This is a genomic window from Brevundimonas nasdae, assembly GCF_016654005.1.
In the GTDB taxonomy this organism is placed as follows: Bacteria; Pseudomonadota; Alphaproteobacteria; order Caulobacterales; family Caulobacteraceae; genus Brevundimonas; species Brevundimonas nasdae.
In genome coordinates, this window is the sequence record NZ_JAEPWN010000009.1 from 1 (window position 1) to 13937 (window position 13937).

General features: G+C 63.8%; 13 protein-coding genes and 1 pseudogene. 8 read left to right on the plus strand and 6 right to left on the minus strand.

Annotated elements, in window-relative coordinates; all coding sequences use genetic code 11:
• Positions 1–81: pseudogene (locus JKF87_RS13365) on the plus strand (IS5/IS1182 family transposase); the annotation flags it as partial.
• A 23-nt stretch (positions 82–104) separates the two neighbouring features.
• On the opposite strand, the gene JKF87_RS13370 reads toward JKF87_RS13365, so the two are convergent.
• Complete coding sequence (locus JKF87_RS13370; protein ID WP_201100396.1) at positions 105–1274, minus strand: N-acetylmuramoyl-L-alanine amidase family protein; 1170 nt, start codon at positions 1272–1274, stop codon at positions 105–107.
• Positions 1275–1499: 225 nt separating this feature from the next.
• The gene (locus JKF87_RS13375; protein ID WP_201100397.1) at positions 1500–2729 is read right to left on the minus strand and encodes a class I SAM-dependent methyltransferase; all 1230 of its coding nucleotides are present in this window, start codon (positions 2727–2729) and stop codon (positions 1500–1502) included.
• A gap of 468 nt (positions 2730–3197) precedes the next feature.
• Here JKF87_RS13375 and JKF87_RS13380 point away from each other — a divergent pair, with 468 nt between their 5' ends.
• From JKF87_RS13380 to JKF87_RS13390, 3 genes are read left to right on the plus strand one after another with little or no spacing between them, the layout of a single operon-like run.
• Positions 3198–5945: an Rne/Rng family ribonuclease gene (locus JKF87_RS13380; RefSeq protein WP_201100398.1), complete on the plus strand. Its 2748-nt coding sequence runs from the start codon at positions 3198–3200 to the stop codon at positions 5943–5945.
• 58 nt (positions 5946–6003) lie between these two features.
• A complete protein-coding gene (locus JKF87_RS13385) occupies positions 6004–7404 on the plus strand; it encodes a M48 family metalloprotease (protein WP_201100399.1) in 1401 nt (466 codons plus the stop codon).
• Positions 7405–7435: 31 nt separating this feature from the next.
• Entirely contained in the window at positions 7436–8215 is a 780-nt protein-coding gene (locus JKF87_RS13390; RefSeq protein WP_201100400.1) for a DsbA family protein, read from the plus strand.
• Positions 8216–8321: 106 nt separating this feature from the next.
• Here the strand turns inward: JKF87_RS13390 and JKF87_RS13395 are convergent, their stop codons facing one another.
• Positions 8322–9104, minus strand: a complete 783-nt coding sequence (locus JKF87_RS13395) for a thiazole synthase (protein ID WP_201100401.1) — start codon at positions 9102–9104, stop codon at positions 8322–8324.
• A gap of 59 nt (positions 9105–9163) precedes the next feature.
• The gene (gene thiS / locus JKF87_RS13400; RefSeq protein WP_201100402.1) at positions 9164–9403 is read right to left on the minus strand and encodes a sulfur carrier protein ThiS; all 240 of its coding nucleotides are present in this window, start codon (positions 9401–9403) and stop codon (positions 9164–9166) included.
• Between the two features lie 298 nt (positions 9404–9701).
• Between thiS and aroQ the strand changes: the two genes are divergently transcribed.
• From aroQ to aat, 4 genes are read left to right on the plus strand one after another with little or no spacing between them, the layout of a single operon-like run.
• The gene (gene aroQ / locus JKF87_RS13405; protein ID WP_201100403.1) at positions 9702–10148 is read left to right on the plus strand and encodes a type II 3-dehydroquinate dehydratase; all 447 of its coding nucleotides are present in this window, start codon (positions 9702–9704) and stop codon (positions 10146–10148) included.
• 46 nt (positions 10149–10194) lie between these two features.
• The gene (accB, locus tag JKF87_RS13410; protein ID WP_201100404.1) at positions 10195–10683 is read left to right on the plus strand and encodes an acetyl-CoA carboxylase biotin carboxyl carrier protein; all 489 of its coding nucleotides are present in this window, start codon (positions 10195–10197) and stop codon (positions 10681–10683) included.
• 9 nt (positions 10684–10692) lie between these two features.
• Positions 10693–12045, plus strand: a complete 1353-nt coding sequence (gene accC / locus JKF87_RS13415) for an acetyl-CoA carboxylase biotin carboxylase subunit (protein WP_201100405.1) — start codon at positions 10693–10695, stop codon at positions 12043–12045.
• Complete coding sequence (gene aat / locus JKF87_RS13420; protein ID WP_201100406.1) at positions 12015–12722, plus strand: leucyl/phenylalanyl-tRNA--protein transferase; 708 nt, start codon at positions 12015–12017, stop codon at positions 12720–12722. The genes accC and aat overlap by 31 nt, the downstream gene beginning before the upstream one ends.
• Here aat and JKF87_RS13425 read toward each other — a convergent pair.
• Both JKF87_RS13425 and JKF87_RS13430 read right to left on the minus strand, forming a co-directional pair.
• Positions 12719–13381 (minus strand): DUF2155 domain-containing protein, encoded by a 663-nt coding sequence (locus JKF87_RS13425; protein ID WP_201100407.1) that lies wholly within the window; start codon positions 13379–13381, stop codon positions 12719–12721. The genes aat and JKF87_RS13425 overlap by 4 nt on opposite strands.
• On the minus strand, positions 13378–13770 hold the full coding sequence (locus tag JKF87_RS13430; RefSeq protein ID WP_201100408.1) for an NADH:ubiquinone oxidoreductase subunit NDUFA12: 393 nt from the start codon (positions 13768–13770) through the stop codon (positions 13378–13380). Before JKF87_RS13430 ends, JKF87_RS13425 begins: the two co-directional genes overlap by 4 nt.
• Positions 13771–13937: the final 167 nt, after the last annotated feature.

Genomic DNA, 13937 nt, shown 5'->3' on the forward strand with positions numbered 1-13937 from the left:
GTCGCCACGCGCTATGATCGATGCCCGACCGTCTTCCTCTCCGCCATAGCTCTCGCTGCAACCGTCCTCTTCTGGCTATGAGTCCTGAGCCTAGGCCCTGAGTTTCAGGGCTGGCCCATCGCGCCGCCGCTGGACGCCATCATCAGGGGCGCCTGCGGCTGACTGAAGTAGCGGTCGATGCCGTCAGCGACGGCCTTCATCATGCGGCGGCGAACACGTTCGTCGCTCAGGGCGCGCTCGTCCTCGGCATTGGTGATGAAGCCCATCTCCAGCAGAACCGCAGGCACGTCTGGCGCCAGCAGGACGGCCAGACCGGCGTCGCGATGGCTGCGACGCAGCAGCGGGCGGTCGGTGGCCTCCAGATGCGTCAGCAGAACCCGGGCGAACTGGGCCGAGCGATTCTGGGTCGCACGCTGGGTCATGTCCAGCAGGATGCGGTCCACTGACGGATCGCGGCCCGGCAGGTGCAGATCGCGGTGCCAGTTGTCGCCGCGCGTGAACTCACGCACCGCACGGCCCGCGCCCTGCTCGGACAGGGTATAGACGCTGGCGCCGCGGATCGCCGGGTCCGACCCCGCATCGGCGTGCAGAGATATGAACAGGTCGGCGTTGGCCTGACGCGCGATGGTGACGCGGCGGTTCAGGTCGACATAGCTGTCGTCAGAACGCGTCATGTGCACGCGGTACTTGCCGGTCCGCTCCAACTCGGCCTTCAAAGCCAGGGCGGCGGCCAGGGTGATGGTCTTTTCGCGCACATTGGCGCCCGCGGCCCCAGGGTCGCGTCCGCCGTGGCCGGCGTCGATCACGATCAGAGGCTTTTCTGCGCGGCGAGGTTCCGTCGCACGCGGCGCCGTACGCGCCGGCGTGATCGCGGCGCCGGTCGCCTTGAGGTCGATGACATAACGGAAATGAGGCACGCCATCGCCCGGCGGCAACAGGAAACGCCGCTCGATCTCGCTGCCGCGCGCCAGCTCAAGTTGGACGCGCGAGCCGCCGCCGTTGGCGTCGACACGGAATGACCGAACCAGGCCCGAACCGCCGCCATCCAGCCCCCGGCCGGTGGCGACACCCGACAGCGCCACAGTGACGCGGCCGTCTGCGCCCGCGTCGATGACACGGCCCTGCGCCGACTTTTCAAGGTCGATTACAACGCGCGTGCGGTCGCCGTCGGCGCCGAACCTTATGCCCAGCACCTCCCCGCTTGAGCCCCACGCAAGACCGCGCGTGGCGAACAGGACGACCGTGCACATGACCACGAAGGCCAGAGCGGTCATCGCCCATTCCTTCGTGCGCCAACGCGCAATGTCTGACAAAAAGCGACCGCTCATCCCGACGACGAACCCACTACACCGTTTACTGAGCCGCCTTATCGCCCGGCTCTCGTATTCAGGGGGTTAAGGCGAACACTAAAATATTCGGCGTTCTTCGGTGCTCGGCCAAAAACCAGAAGGACATAACAACCGGATATTCATGAGCGCAGATCGCCTCATAGCCCCCGCCTATCCGACCGTCCAATCCGCCTCATCTCCGACAAACACCGCAAGCGCCAACGGACGAGCATCAGCGCCCATACCAACCTCACAGGGACGCAGGGGCGGGCGCGTGATCAGCCACATGAATTCACGACCCGGAGATTCACACTCGACCCACCCCTCAAGACGGTTCTCGACCCTGACCATGGGGAACAGCTTCTCTCCGACTTGAAGAGACACCCCCTCCCAGTGCTCCTCGCTGATCGCCATCAGAACAGGAAACGATATGCGAGTACGTTTTGCTGGAAGCTCTTGAAAACCGAGAGGGACCTTTTCCTTGGCGCTCCAGCGAAAATATCTGTCATCCGCTTCTTCCAGCCCGTGCCAACCACTCGCCCCCTTCATAAGGGGCAGATGATCCAGAACCAAAGGAACGGCGAGAACCTGAAACCTTTCTACATACCTCTTGGCTATAGAGGAAAGATGATTACGCCAAATGAAGAAACCCCAATCACATATTCTGTATTGAAAATTATTTTTTCGACAAAACACGTCTATCGTATTTGCAGAGAAAAATGAAATATGACCATTTCTCGGTCCAAAATATTTCCAACTATCTCTTATCTCTGCAATATTATCTGGTATATATTCTTGACTGAAGAACATAACACCACCTTCTGACATCGCTGATGACATCAGATTAATTGTACCCCTAGGGTCCGGACTATGCTCAAGGACCTCGTATGCTGATACAATGTCAAATTTTCTATCCGGCATTTCACCGCCAGCATAGGGATCATAGCTAGCAATATCCCGAATGCCATAAATATTCATTTCCTGCTCAAGAACGCCTCGGCCGGAACCAAAATCAAGCATCGACAAATGTGGAATTAAATCACCCGCTCGATTGAATATTATACTCGAAATAAATCTTGACCGAGTTCCGTCATACTCGGGATCATAAACAGCATAATGATTGTTATAAATGTTTCGTGCGAAATCTTCATGAGACCAATCATCACAAAAGTCAGTGAATATATGCTCGCACACGACACATCTGTAATGATTAACAGCCACGCCATATTGTCCAGCAGCAATGCCACATGAGTTTTTTGAAAAATCTACGCTGAAAAAATAATCAGCAGCATCGCCACACATCTTACAGACACGAGAAATTTCAACCGGCGGCAGCCGCCCCTCAAGGGCGCCGCCCAGCAACTCTCTCACCCGGACATCGCCCGCATCATCACCAAACATGCCGATCTCCAAGCATAATCACGCTGCACATTGATACACCCCAATGCAGTGCATCAACACCCTCAGCGCGAACCCTCTCCACATATCCAAAGGCCTCAATCGTTTTGCATTTCCTTTGAATGGCGCCTATTGTGTGAAAGTTGCGATCGATCGCGTCATCGTCCAGTGCGACTTTAGACGCGCACTCCCCGCAGCGCTGACTTTCAACTCATTCCGATGATCGTCCGGCCTAGCCGTCGATCTGACGAAAGGGTTCGAGACGCTCCTTTGAACGGAGCGCTTGAACCCCGGATGAACATAACCTCATGGGCCAACCCGCTTGCACACCTCGTCGGCAGCAAATTGCCGCACTCGCACTTCGCGAGGGGATGTTGCACGCCCTGGCCCCTTTCCCCGTTCGGCGAGCCGCCACGACCCTGCCCAGTTTCCTGGGAGGGCGGGCCTGCGCGCGCCAGAGAGAGACTTTCAATGTCAAAGACAATGCTGATCGATGCGGCGCATCCGGAGGAGACCCGGGTCGCCATCGTGGATGGACGGCAGATTGAGGAATTCGATTTCGAATCCCGTGCGAAGCGCCAACTTCGCGGCAACATCTATCTCGCCAAGGTCACCCGCGTAGAGCCCAGCCTTCAGGCCGCCTTCGTCGAGTACGGCGGCAATCGCCACGGTTTCCTGGCCTTCAACGAAATCCACCCCGACTATTACCAGATCCCTGTCGCCGACCGCGAAGCCATCATGGCCGAAGCGCACGACGATGAGGACGACGACGATCTGGACCGCGATTCCACGGGCGACGATGTCGATCCTGAATCCGCCCTGGCGGATGAGGAGCGTCTGAAGCGCCGCCTGATGCGTCGCTACAAGATCCAGGACGTCATCAAGCGTCGCCAGATCCTGCTGGTGCAGGTCGTCAAGGACGAGCGCGGCGCCAAGGGCGCGGCCCTGACCACCTGGCTGTCGCTGGCGGGCCGCTACTGCGTCCTGATGCCGAACACCGGCAAGGGCGGCGGCATTTCGCGCAAGATCACCAACACCTCCGACCGCCGTCGCCTGAAGAGCGCCGTCGCCGCCCTGGAAGTGCCGCAGGGCATGGGCCTGATCATCCGCACGGCGGGCGCCAAGCGCACCAAGGCCGAGATCAAGCGCGACTATCAATATCTGCTGCGGCTGTGGGAGACGATCCGCGAGACGACGCTCGCCTCCAACGCCCCGTCGATGATCTACGAGGAGGAAAACCTCGTCCGCCGCGCCGTGCGCGACATGTTCGACAAAGACTTCGACGGCATTCAGGTCGAGGGCGTCGAGGGCTTCAAGGAGGCGCGCGACTTCATGCGCGTGCTTATGCCCGCCCAGGCCAAGAAGGTTCACCTGTATCGCGGCTCGCGGCCCCTCTTCGCCGCCAACGGCATTGAAGAGCTGCTGACACAGATTCACCAGCCGGTCGTACCATTGAAGTCGGGCGGCTATCTGGTCATCAACCAGACCGAGGCCCTGGTGGCCATCGACGTCAACTCGGGCCGCGCGACCAAGGAACGCAACGTCGAGCAGACGGCGTTCAAGACCAATATGGAAGCCGCCGTCGAGGCCGCGCGCCAGCTGCGTCTGCGCGACCTTGCGGGTCTGGTCGTCATCGACTTCATCGACATGGATGAGGGCAAGAACAACCGCACCGTTGAGCGCGTGCTAAAGGAGGCCCTGGCCGCCGACCGCGCCCGCATCCAGATGGGCCGCATCTCGCCCTTCGGCCTGATGGAGATCAGCCGCCAGCGCCGCCGCCTGGGCGTGATCGAGGGCGCGACCGAGGCCTGCCCGCACTGCCAGGGTTCGGGCCGAATCCGTTCGGCGGAATCCGCCGCCCTGATGACCCTGCGCGCCGTCGACATCGAGGCCGGCAAGAATGGCGCAGGCGTCGTGGTGCTTAAGGTCTGCACCGCCGTCGGCCTCTATATCCTGAACCACAAGCGCGCCTATCTGCAGGACCTGCTGGAGCGTCGCGGCCTTAACGTCATCGTCCAGATCGACGACAGCCTGGGTCAGGGCGAGCACAACATCGAACGGACCGAGACGAACGAGGACTTCGTCGCGCCCGAGATCGAACTGCCCAACCTGAACGACGACTTCGACGCCTCGCTCTACGAAGACGAGGATGAGGACGACGACGACGACGAAGTCATCAGCGACGATGACGATGAGGATGAAGACTCGCTGGAGCGCGAGGACAGCGACGACGACGAACCCCGCGAACGCGCCGAGCGCGCTGAATCCCGTGGTCGTGGTCGTGGCCGCAATCGCCGCCGCCGTGGCGGTCGTCGCGATGAAGAAGCCACCGACGCACCGGAAGCCCTGACCGTCGAAGACGCCTCTGACGACGAGGAAGACGAGAACGGCCGCCGCCGTCGTCGTGGCCGTCGAGGCGGTCGCCGCGTCCGTGAGGACGGCGAGCGCGACGTCTACACCTGGGTGCGCGGCCGCACGCCGTCGCTGGACGATCCCTATGTCTGGTTCGACCCGCTGAACCCGGGCCGCCCCGAGCCGCGCCAGGAACGTGCTGAACGTCCTGTCGCTGCCGAAGCGGAAGTCGAAGGACTGGATGCTGTCGCCTCGGAAGGTTCGAGCGAAGAAGGCGGTCGTTCGCGTCGTCGTCGTCGTCGCGGGCGTGGCCGCGGCGGAGACACAGCGCACGAGCAGAAGGTCGAGAACCGCGCCACCAACGAAGGCATGGCCCCGGACGGGTCGCCCGACACGCCGATGGCCGTCATGATCGCGCCGACCGAAGACACGGTTGAGGTCGATACGCCCGCCATCGCGCCTGAGCCGCAACGCCGCCGCGTGCGCCGCAAGTCGGCCAGCGCCGAAGCCGCGGCCCAGGTCGCCGCCGAGGTCGAAGCCAAGGCCGAGCCGGAAACGGCTGCAGAGCCCCACGTCGAACCGCATCCCGACACCGCGATCGAGACGAACGAGGCGCCGGTCGAAGGCACGCCGGTCCAGCTGGACGTCACGCCCCAGACAGCCTTCGCCGTCGAACAGGCGCTGGCGCAGGCTGTCCACGAACCCCAGCCCGCTTTCGTCGATCTGGCGTCTGTCGAAGCCGTGGTCGTCAACGAACCCGTCGTCGCGCCTCAGCCCGAAGTCGATGTCCAGGCCATCATCGCCGAAGATCCGAACCAGATCGTCGCACCTCCCGAAAAGCCCAAGCGTGGGTGGTGGCGCCGCTGATCGGTCACGATTAGACTGTCAGAATGCAGACGGGGGTCGATCGTTACCGGAGTGCGCCATGACGTGGCTTCCTCGATCAGCAACCCGTCTTCTGGCGGCGGCGGCAACGGGCCTGATGGTCCTTGTCGCCGCTGGCCAGGCCTCTGCCCAGAGCATGATCCGCGACACCGAGATCGAGGGAATCATTCGCGGCTGGGCTGATCCTGTCTTCGTGGCCATGGGGCTGAACCCCTCCGACATCGAAGTCCTGCTGGTCAACGACAACGACCTGAACGCCTTTGCGACCCGCGGACGGATCATGGGCGTCAACACCGGCCTGATCCTGCGCACCAAGAACCCCAGCGAACTGCTGGGCGTGATGGCCCACGAAGCGGGCCATATCAAAAACCGCCACACCCTGCGCGACGGCGCCCAGAACGCGGGCAAGCAGCCCATGTTCATGACCATGGCCCTGGGCGCGCTGGCCATCGCCGCAGGCGCGCCGGACGCGGGCGTGGCCCTGCTGGGCTCCAGCCAGTATTTCGGAACCCTGGGCGCCCTGCACTACATGCAGAGCCAGGAGGGCGAAGCCGACCTGACCGGCGCCCGCGCGCTGGAGAGGGCCGGAGAAACCGGCGCAGGCCTTGTGTCCTTCTTCGAGAATTTCCGCTCGCAAGAAGTCTTCTCCGACGCACGCCGCTACCCCTATTTCCGCAGCCACCCCCTGTCATCGCAACGGATCGAATCCATGCGCCGCTTCGTGCAGGAGCAGCCGCACTACAGCCACCGCGACAGCTCCGAACGCATGGCCCAGCACGCCCTGATCCTGGCCAAGATCCATGCCTTCATGGATCCGCCGAACCAGACCCTGCGGTCTTACCCGTCGACAGACACCTCCCTGCCCGGCCGTTATGCACGCGCCATCGCCTGGTATCGCGACGGCCAGACCGACCGCGCCCTGACGGCGGTGGATGAACTGATCGCAGGCGACGAAACCAATCCCTATTTCCAGGAACTGAAGGGTCAGGTCCTGTTTGAGGAAGGCCGCCCGGTCGAGGCCGTCGTGGCCCATCGCGAGGCTGTGCGCCTGGCCCCCGACGCCCCTCTGCTGCGCGTCAACCTGGCCCACGCTCTGATCGAAACCAACGACCCCGCCAATCTGGACGAGGCCATCAGCCAACTGAAACACGCCACCGTCGCCGAGAAGGACAACACCATGGCCTGGCGCCTGCTGTCCCAGGCCTATGCGTCCAAGGGGATGGAAGGCGAAGCGCGCCTGGCCTCGGCGGAACTCTATTTCGCTGCCGGCGCCGAAAAGGAAGCCGTGCAGTTCGCCCTGCGCGCCCGCAGCATGCTGCAGCCGACCTCTATCGAATGGCGCCGCGCCATGGACATCGTCCTGGCTTCAGGCGCCACGCCCGCCGACATTCAGGATCTGGACCGGCGCGACGCCCTGCGCCGTCCGGCCACCTTGAACTGATCCCCCTTCCTCCGACGACTGACGAGCCTTCATGACCGACGACGCCCCCGCGCCCGAAACCAAAGCCGCCCCCGCATCGAACTGGCTGACTGGCGCGCGCGCCGGCTATCTGGCCCTCGGCGTGTCGGTCGTGGCGCTGGGCCTGGCCGCCGCGCCCTATTTCACCGGCGGCGGCGAGAATGTGCGCGCCTATCTGCTGAAACACCCCGAAGTCCTTCAGGAAGCCAGCCAGGCGCTGCAGGAAAAGGGCGAACAGGCCCGCGTGGACGAAACCAACCAGGCCGCCGCCGCCAACGCCGCCCTGCTGAAGCCCGATCCGCGCGACCCCAGCTTCGGCCCGGCGGACGCCAAGGTGACGGTGATCGAATTCTTCGACTTCCGCTGCCCCGGCTGCAAGGCCGTGGCCCACGACTACCGCGCCCTGATGGCCGCCCACCCCGAGGTTCGCTTCGTCTTCAAGGACTGGCCGATCCTGGACCGGGGCGAGGACGTGACCTCGCAGTACGCCGCCCGCGCCGCCCTGGCCGCGCACCAGCAGGGCAAATATCTGGAGGTCTATGACGCCCTGATGACCGAGCGGGCGCTGAGCATCGAGGCCATCGACCGCATCCTGGCCGAGCACGGCGTCGACATGACGCGCGCCAAGGCTGCCGTCGCCTCACCCGAGACGACCCGCCACATCGCCGACATCCACACGACGGCGGCCGCCCTGCGCCTGCAAGGCACTCCGACCTTCCTGGTCAACGGCAAGGCCAGCCCCAGCATCGACCCCGCCGAAGTCGGCAAGATGATCGAAGCGGCGAAACGCTGATTTCTTCCTTCTCTGAAACGTAATTAGGCGGCGGTCATGCCTTGACCGCCCCCTAATCCGTCTCGCTTCACGATCCGCCTTCTCCCGCAAAGGCAGGAAGAGCGCGTCAGATCAATCCCGTCGTGGGTGACGACGGGTCGCCATACACCCGCTTGGGCATCCGGCCCGCCAGATAGGAATCGCGGCCTGCGAGGACCGCGTGCTTCATCGCGCGGGCCATGCGGATCGGGTCTTTCGCTCCGGCGATGGCGGTGTTCATCAGAACGGCGTCGCAGCCCAACTCCATCGCCAGCGTCGCATCCGACGCCGTGCCCAGACCAGCGTCAACCACCACGGGCACCTTGGTCTGGTCAACGATCAGCTTGATGTTCACAGGGTTGAGCAGGCCTAGGCCCGAGCCGATCGGCGCCGCCAGAGGCATGATGGCCGCAGCACCTGCGTCCTCTAGCTTGCGGCAATAGACGGGGTCATCGGTGCAATAGACCATCACGTCGAACCCGTCCGCGACCAGCAGCTTCAGCGAGCGCAGGGTTTCTTCCATGTCGGGATACAGCAGGTTCGGGTCCGACAGCACTTCCAGCTTGACCAGGTTCCAGTCGCCTGCCTCTCGCGCCAGACGCAGGGTCCGCACGGCGTCCTCGCCGGTGAAACAGCCTGCCGTATTGGGCAGGTAGGTGTACTGATCCGGCTTCACAAAATCGACCAGCATCGGCTGGGTCGGGTCTGACAGGTTCACGCGGCGCATGGCGACGGTCACCATCTCGGCGCCCGCAGCTTCGGCGGCGGCGGCGTTCTGGGCGTAGTCAGCGTATTTGCCGGTGCCCACGATAAGGCGCGAGGTGAAGGTGCGGCCCGCGACGGACCAGGTTTCAGTGGCTGTATCGGTCATGGGTCTGACCTAGTCCCCCAGGCGCGCGAAGCAAAGCGCGGTTGCGGGATTTGATGAAATCAGCCGCCGCCGACAAACTGGACCAGTTCGATCCGGTCCCCCTCGGCCACCGTCGTTGTCGCATGAAGGGACTTGGGCACGATTTCCAGATTGCGCTCGACCGCCACCTTGCGCGGGTCCAGCGACAGTTCCTCGACCAGCGCCAGGATGGTGGCGGACTGGACCTGGCGCAGTTCGCCATTCAATTGGATCTGGTGCACGGCGTATCTCCCGACGATAGTCAACGTCAGCGGGGACATAGGACCAAGCGACGCGTTTCGCCAGCCGGTCAGCCGACCTCGAACAGATAGGCGCAGATCACGACGGCGACGGCCGCGCCTGCCGCCATAACGGAACGAACGATCAATTTGACGTCTTCGCGCATACTTCGCGCTCCTCGACGAGCGTCCCGAAAGCGGACGATTGATCAAATCCGTGCGAAATCTGCGCCATCCGCCTTACGTCGGGTAAGGTTCCTGCTGCTAGACCGTTTGACCCACGGCCAGCCTCGGCTAAAAGGCCCCTCTTGTGCTGCGAAAGCGTCCGATTCCGGAATCCATGGCCGAAACGCCTGTCATCCATGTGCTCAACGGCCCCAATCTGAACCTGCTCGGGGTTCGGGAGCCGGAAATCTATGGCCGCGACACCCTCGCGGACATCGAGCAGCGCTGCGTGAAAGCGGCTGGCGAGGCGCAGATCGTCTTCCGCCAGACTAATCATGAGGGCGTGCTGGTCGACTGGATTCAGGAAGCGCGTGAAGGCGCGGACGCCCTGATCATCAATCCGGCGGCCTACAGCCACACCTCGGTCGCGCTGCACGATGCGCTGAAGACGCTGTCGATCCCGGTGATCGAACTGCATCTGTCCAATCCGGCGGCGCGCGAAGCCTTCCGGCATCACTCCTATGTGTCGTCTGCGGCGACCGGCGTCATCGCCGGGTTCGGCGCGCACGGCTATGAACTGGCCGTCCAGGCGGCTCTCACCAAGGTCCGGGAACGCGCCTGAGGGCCGACCCGTTCTCACTGAACACGAAAGACAAGGCGCAATTCCAATGGCCGATGACAAGAAACACGCCGAGATCGACGCGACCCTGGTTCGCCAGCTGGCCGACATCCTGAACGAAACCGACCTGACGGAAGTCGAAGTCGAACGCGGCGACCTGCGCATCCGCGTCGCCCGCGAGATCACCGTGAACGCCGCTCCGGTCCAGTATGCCGCCGCCCCCGCTGCGGTCGCAGCCCCTGCCGCCGCCGCTGCTCCGGTCGCCATGCCTTCGGACCCCGCCACCATCGTCGCCCGCGCGGGTGAAGAGGTGAAGTCGCCGATGGTCGGCACCGCCTATCTGCAGGCCTCGCCGGAGGCTCCGGCGTTCGTCCAGCCAGGCGACAAGGTCAAGAAGGGCCAGACCCTGCTGATCGTCGAAGCCATGAAGACGATGAACCCGATCCAGGCCCCGCGCGACGGCGTCGTGGCGGAAATCCTGGTCGGCGACGCTCAGCCGGTCGAATTCGGCGAACCGCTCGTCCTGCTGGAAGCCTAAGGCGCCCTGATGTTCACCAAGGTCCTCATCGCCAACCGCGGCGAGATCGCGCTGCGTATCCACCGCGCGTGCAAGGAGATGGGCATTTCGACCGTCGCCGTGCACTCGGAAGCCGATCGCGGCGCCATGTGGGTGCGTCTGGCGGATGAAAGCGTCTGCATCGGCCCCGCCTCGGCGGCCAAGTCGTATCTGAACATCCCCTCGATCATCGCGGCGGCTGAAATCACCGGCGCCCAGGCGATCCACCCCGGCTACGGCTTCCTGTCCGAGAACGCCCGTTTCGCCGAGATCGTCGAGGCCCACGGCCTGACCTTCATCGGCCCCAAGCCCGAGCACATCCGTGTCATGGGCGACAAGATCAGCGCCAAACAGACCGTCAAGGATGCGGGCATCCCCGTCGTCCCCGGCTCTGACGGCGAGGTCGAGACCGTCGAGGCCGCAATTGAAGCGTCCAAGGCCATCGGCTTCCCCCTGATCGTCAAGGCGGCGGCTGGCGGCGGCGGTCGCGGCATGAAGGTCGCCATGACGCCGGACGATCTGGTTGAGGCGGTTCAGACGGCCCAGTCCGAAGCCAAGGCCGCCTTCGGCAACGGCGCCGTCTATATGGAGCGCTATCTCCAGAAGCCGCGCCACATCGAGATCCAGGTCATCGCTGACAGCCACGGCAATGTCGTCCACCTGGGCGAACGCGACTGCTCGCTGCAACGCCGCCACCAGAAGGTGCTGGAGGAGGCCCCCTCGCCCGCATTGTCGGCTGAGGGTCGCAAGAAGATCGGCGAGACGGTCAACAAGGCCATCGCCGCCATCGGTTACCTCGGCGTCGGCACCATCGAGTTCCTGTGGGAGGACGGCGAGTTCTTCTTCATCGAGATGAACACCCGCCTGCAGGTCGAACACCCGGTCACGGAAATGATTACGGGCGTCGATCTGGTGCGTGAACAGGTCCGCATCGCCGCCGGTCTGCCCCTGTCCTTCACCCAGGACGACATCAGCTTCGAAGGCCACGCCATCGAGGTGCGGATCAACGCCGAGAATCCGGAGACCTTCACCCCGTCGCCGGGCAAGATCACCGACTTCCACGCCCCCGGCGGTCTGGGCGTGCGTCTGGATAGCGCCATCTACGCCGGCTATTCGATCCCGCCCTACTATGACAGCCTGATCGGCAAGCTGATCGTCCACGGCCGCGACCGCGAAGAGGCCATCGCGCGCCTGAAGCGTTCGCTGAACGAGATCGTCATCGGCGGCGTCGACACCACCATTCCGCTGTTCCAGAAGTTGCTGCAGGAGCCGGATATTCTGTCTGGCGACTACGACATCCACTGGCTGGAGAAATGGGCCGCCCGCCAGAAGGGCGACGCCTGACCGACCCTGATTTCAGCGCCAGCGGGCCTTTTGGCGGCTTCGGCCCCGAGGACCTGCTGGCCTGTTACGCCCGGGGCGTGTTTCCGATGGCTGAAGCGCGCGATGATCCGTGCGTCTTCATCATCGAGCCGGACCAGCGCGGCGTCATTCCGCTGGACGGCTTTCACATTCCCACACGCCTGCGCCGAACCGTGCGAAGCGAACCGTTCGAAGTGCGGATCGACACCGCGTTCGAAGCCGTCCTGGACGGGTGCGCCGCCGCCCAGGGGCCGGATCGCGAAGACACCTGGATCAATGCGCCGATCCGCCGCCTCTACGCCGCCCTGTTCGCCATGGGCCACGTCCATTCCATCGAATGCTGGAAGGATGAACGGCTGGTCGGCGGCCTGTACGGCGTCACGCTAGGCGGCGCCTTCTTCGGCGAGAGTATGTTCAGCCGCGAACGGGACGCCTCAAAAGTGGCTTTGGTCCATCTGGTCGCGCGCCTGCGCAAAGGCGGCTGGACGCTGCTGGACGCGCAGTTCCTGACCGAGCATCTCAGCCAGTTCGGCGCCGTCGAAACACCGCAAGCGACCTATCTGCGACGCCTGAAACCCGCGTTGATGGTTGTGCCGGATCAGGCCGCACTGCTCGGACAAATGAATGGCACTGAAGCCGTCGCCCTGGCGACCGCCTAGTTTTTGCAGCCCACGACCCAGGCGTCATAGTTGACGTTCTGAAGCCCGCTGACCGCAGGCGACGAGGCGAACATCCAGCCACGGAAGATCTGGCGGGGTTCGGCGCCCTGGGCCGAGCCGCGCGGCTGCACCGACACGTCCACATAGGCGATGGAGTCTTCGGTCAGTTCGTCCGGGGTCGAAACCTCGCAGGCGCGGACGTTGAAGATCAGGTTCTGGTTGAAGCGCACGGGACGGCCGCCGACCTCGACCTCGAACTTCATGCTTTCAGCTGTGGTCTTGTCGATGGCCTGAATGACAGCGAACTTGCGGCGCTGGCGTCGGGCGGGCGTCGCCGGTTGTTCGATGGCCTTTTCAACCGGTGCAGCGACGACCTCGTCCGCCACCTTCTCCACCGCCTCGTCTTCAGCGATGATGATGGCGGGCGGTGGGGTCACAGCGACTGGGCTTTTGGGCGCAGGCGCGCCGGACGGCGCCGTTTCTGTAGGCACAACGGTCGGCGCCTGGGCCGGGGTCTTCCTGAGAATGTCGCCGATGGGGTCGGATTGAACCGGGCGCGCATCGCGCGGAGCGTCCTGAAGCACGCTGGCCGTCACTGCGCCAGCGCTCAACACGCCGACGACGGCCGCCGCGCCCATCAGGAGCCGGTTCGTTTTCACTCAGGCGTCCAGGCTTGATAATCGCCGGTCGCAGCCGGACGCTTGGCGTCATTGGCCAGCGAGCCGGGCGGACGCCAGGCCAGCGGGGTGCCGCTGAGGTTCGGCAGGTGATCCTTTTCCCACGACCGACGCGGCAACGGCTCTTCCGTCGGCGGCAGGTCGAAGGTGTAGTGCAGCCAGCCGTGCCAGTCCGCAGACACCTTGGAGGCCTCGGCATAGCCGTCATAGATGACCCAGCGGCGCTTGCGCCCGTCATAGCTGACGTTGTCGCGGCTCTCGTAATAGCGATTGCCGTTCTCGTCCGCGCCGACATAGCGGCCACGCTTGGCGATGGTGAAACGGGTGCCGATCGTGGCGCCCTCCCACCAACCGAAAATCTTGCTCAACACGTCTTAGAAATCCAGGTCATGCAGCCGCGGCGGGAGGTCCGGCGGCTGGGAGGGATCATAGAAACCTGCGCCCCCTTCGTCCAGAGTTCAGGTCGACTTCCGACAGCGCGGCTCCAATCGATATCTTGTGGGCAACCCGACGTGAGACCACCAGATATATTGGCAAC

Bases quoted from the DNA above. Each gene is read 5' to 3' on its own strand.
- accC (WP_201100405.1), top strand. From the start codon at position 10,693: ATGTTCACCAAGGTCCTCATCGCCAACCGCGGCGAGATCGCGCTGCGT.
- JKF87_RS13390 (WP_201100400.1), top strand. From the start codon at position 7,436: ATGACCGACGACGCCCCCGCGCCCGAAACCAAAGCCGCCCCCGCATCG.
- JKF87_RS13375 (WP_201100397.1), bottom strand. From the start codon at position 2,729: ATGTTTGGTGATGATGCGGGCGATGTCCGGGTGAGAGAGTTGCTGGGC.
- JKF87_RS13385 (WP_201100399.1), top strand. From the start codon at position 6,004: ATGACGTGGCTTCCTCGATCAGCAACCCGTCTTCTGGCGGCGGCGGCA.
- thiS (WP_201100402.1), bottom strand. From the start codon at position 9,403: ATGTCCCCGCTGACGTTGACTATCGTCGGGAGATACGCCGTGCACCAG.
- aat (WP_201100406.1), top strand. From the start codon at position 12,015: ATGGGCCGCCCGCCAGAAGGGCGACGCCTGACCGACCCTGATTTCAGC.
- accB (WP_201100404.1), top strand. From the start codon at position 10,195: ATGGCCGATGACAAGAAACACGCCGAGATCGACGCGACCCTGGTTCGC.
- JKF87_RS13395 (WP_201100401.1), bottom strand. From the start codon at position 9,104: ATGACCGATACAGCCACTGAAACCTGGTCCGTCGCGGGCCGCACCTTC.
- aroQ (WP_201100403.1), top strand. From the start codon at position 9,702: ATGGCCGAAACGCCTGTCATCCATGTGCTCAACGGCCCCAATCTGAAC.
- JKF87_RS13370 (WP_201100396.1), bottom strand. From the start codon at position 1,274: ATGACCGCTCTGGCCTTCGTGGTCATGTGCACGGTCGTCCTGTTCGCC.
- JKF87_RS13380 (WP_201100398.1), top strand. From the start codon at position 3,198: ATGTCAAAGACAATGCTGATCGATGCGGCGCATCCGGAGGAGACCCGG.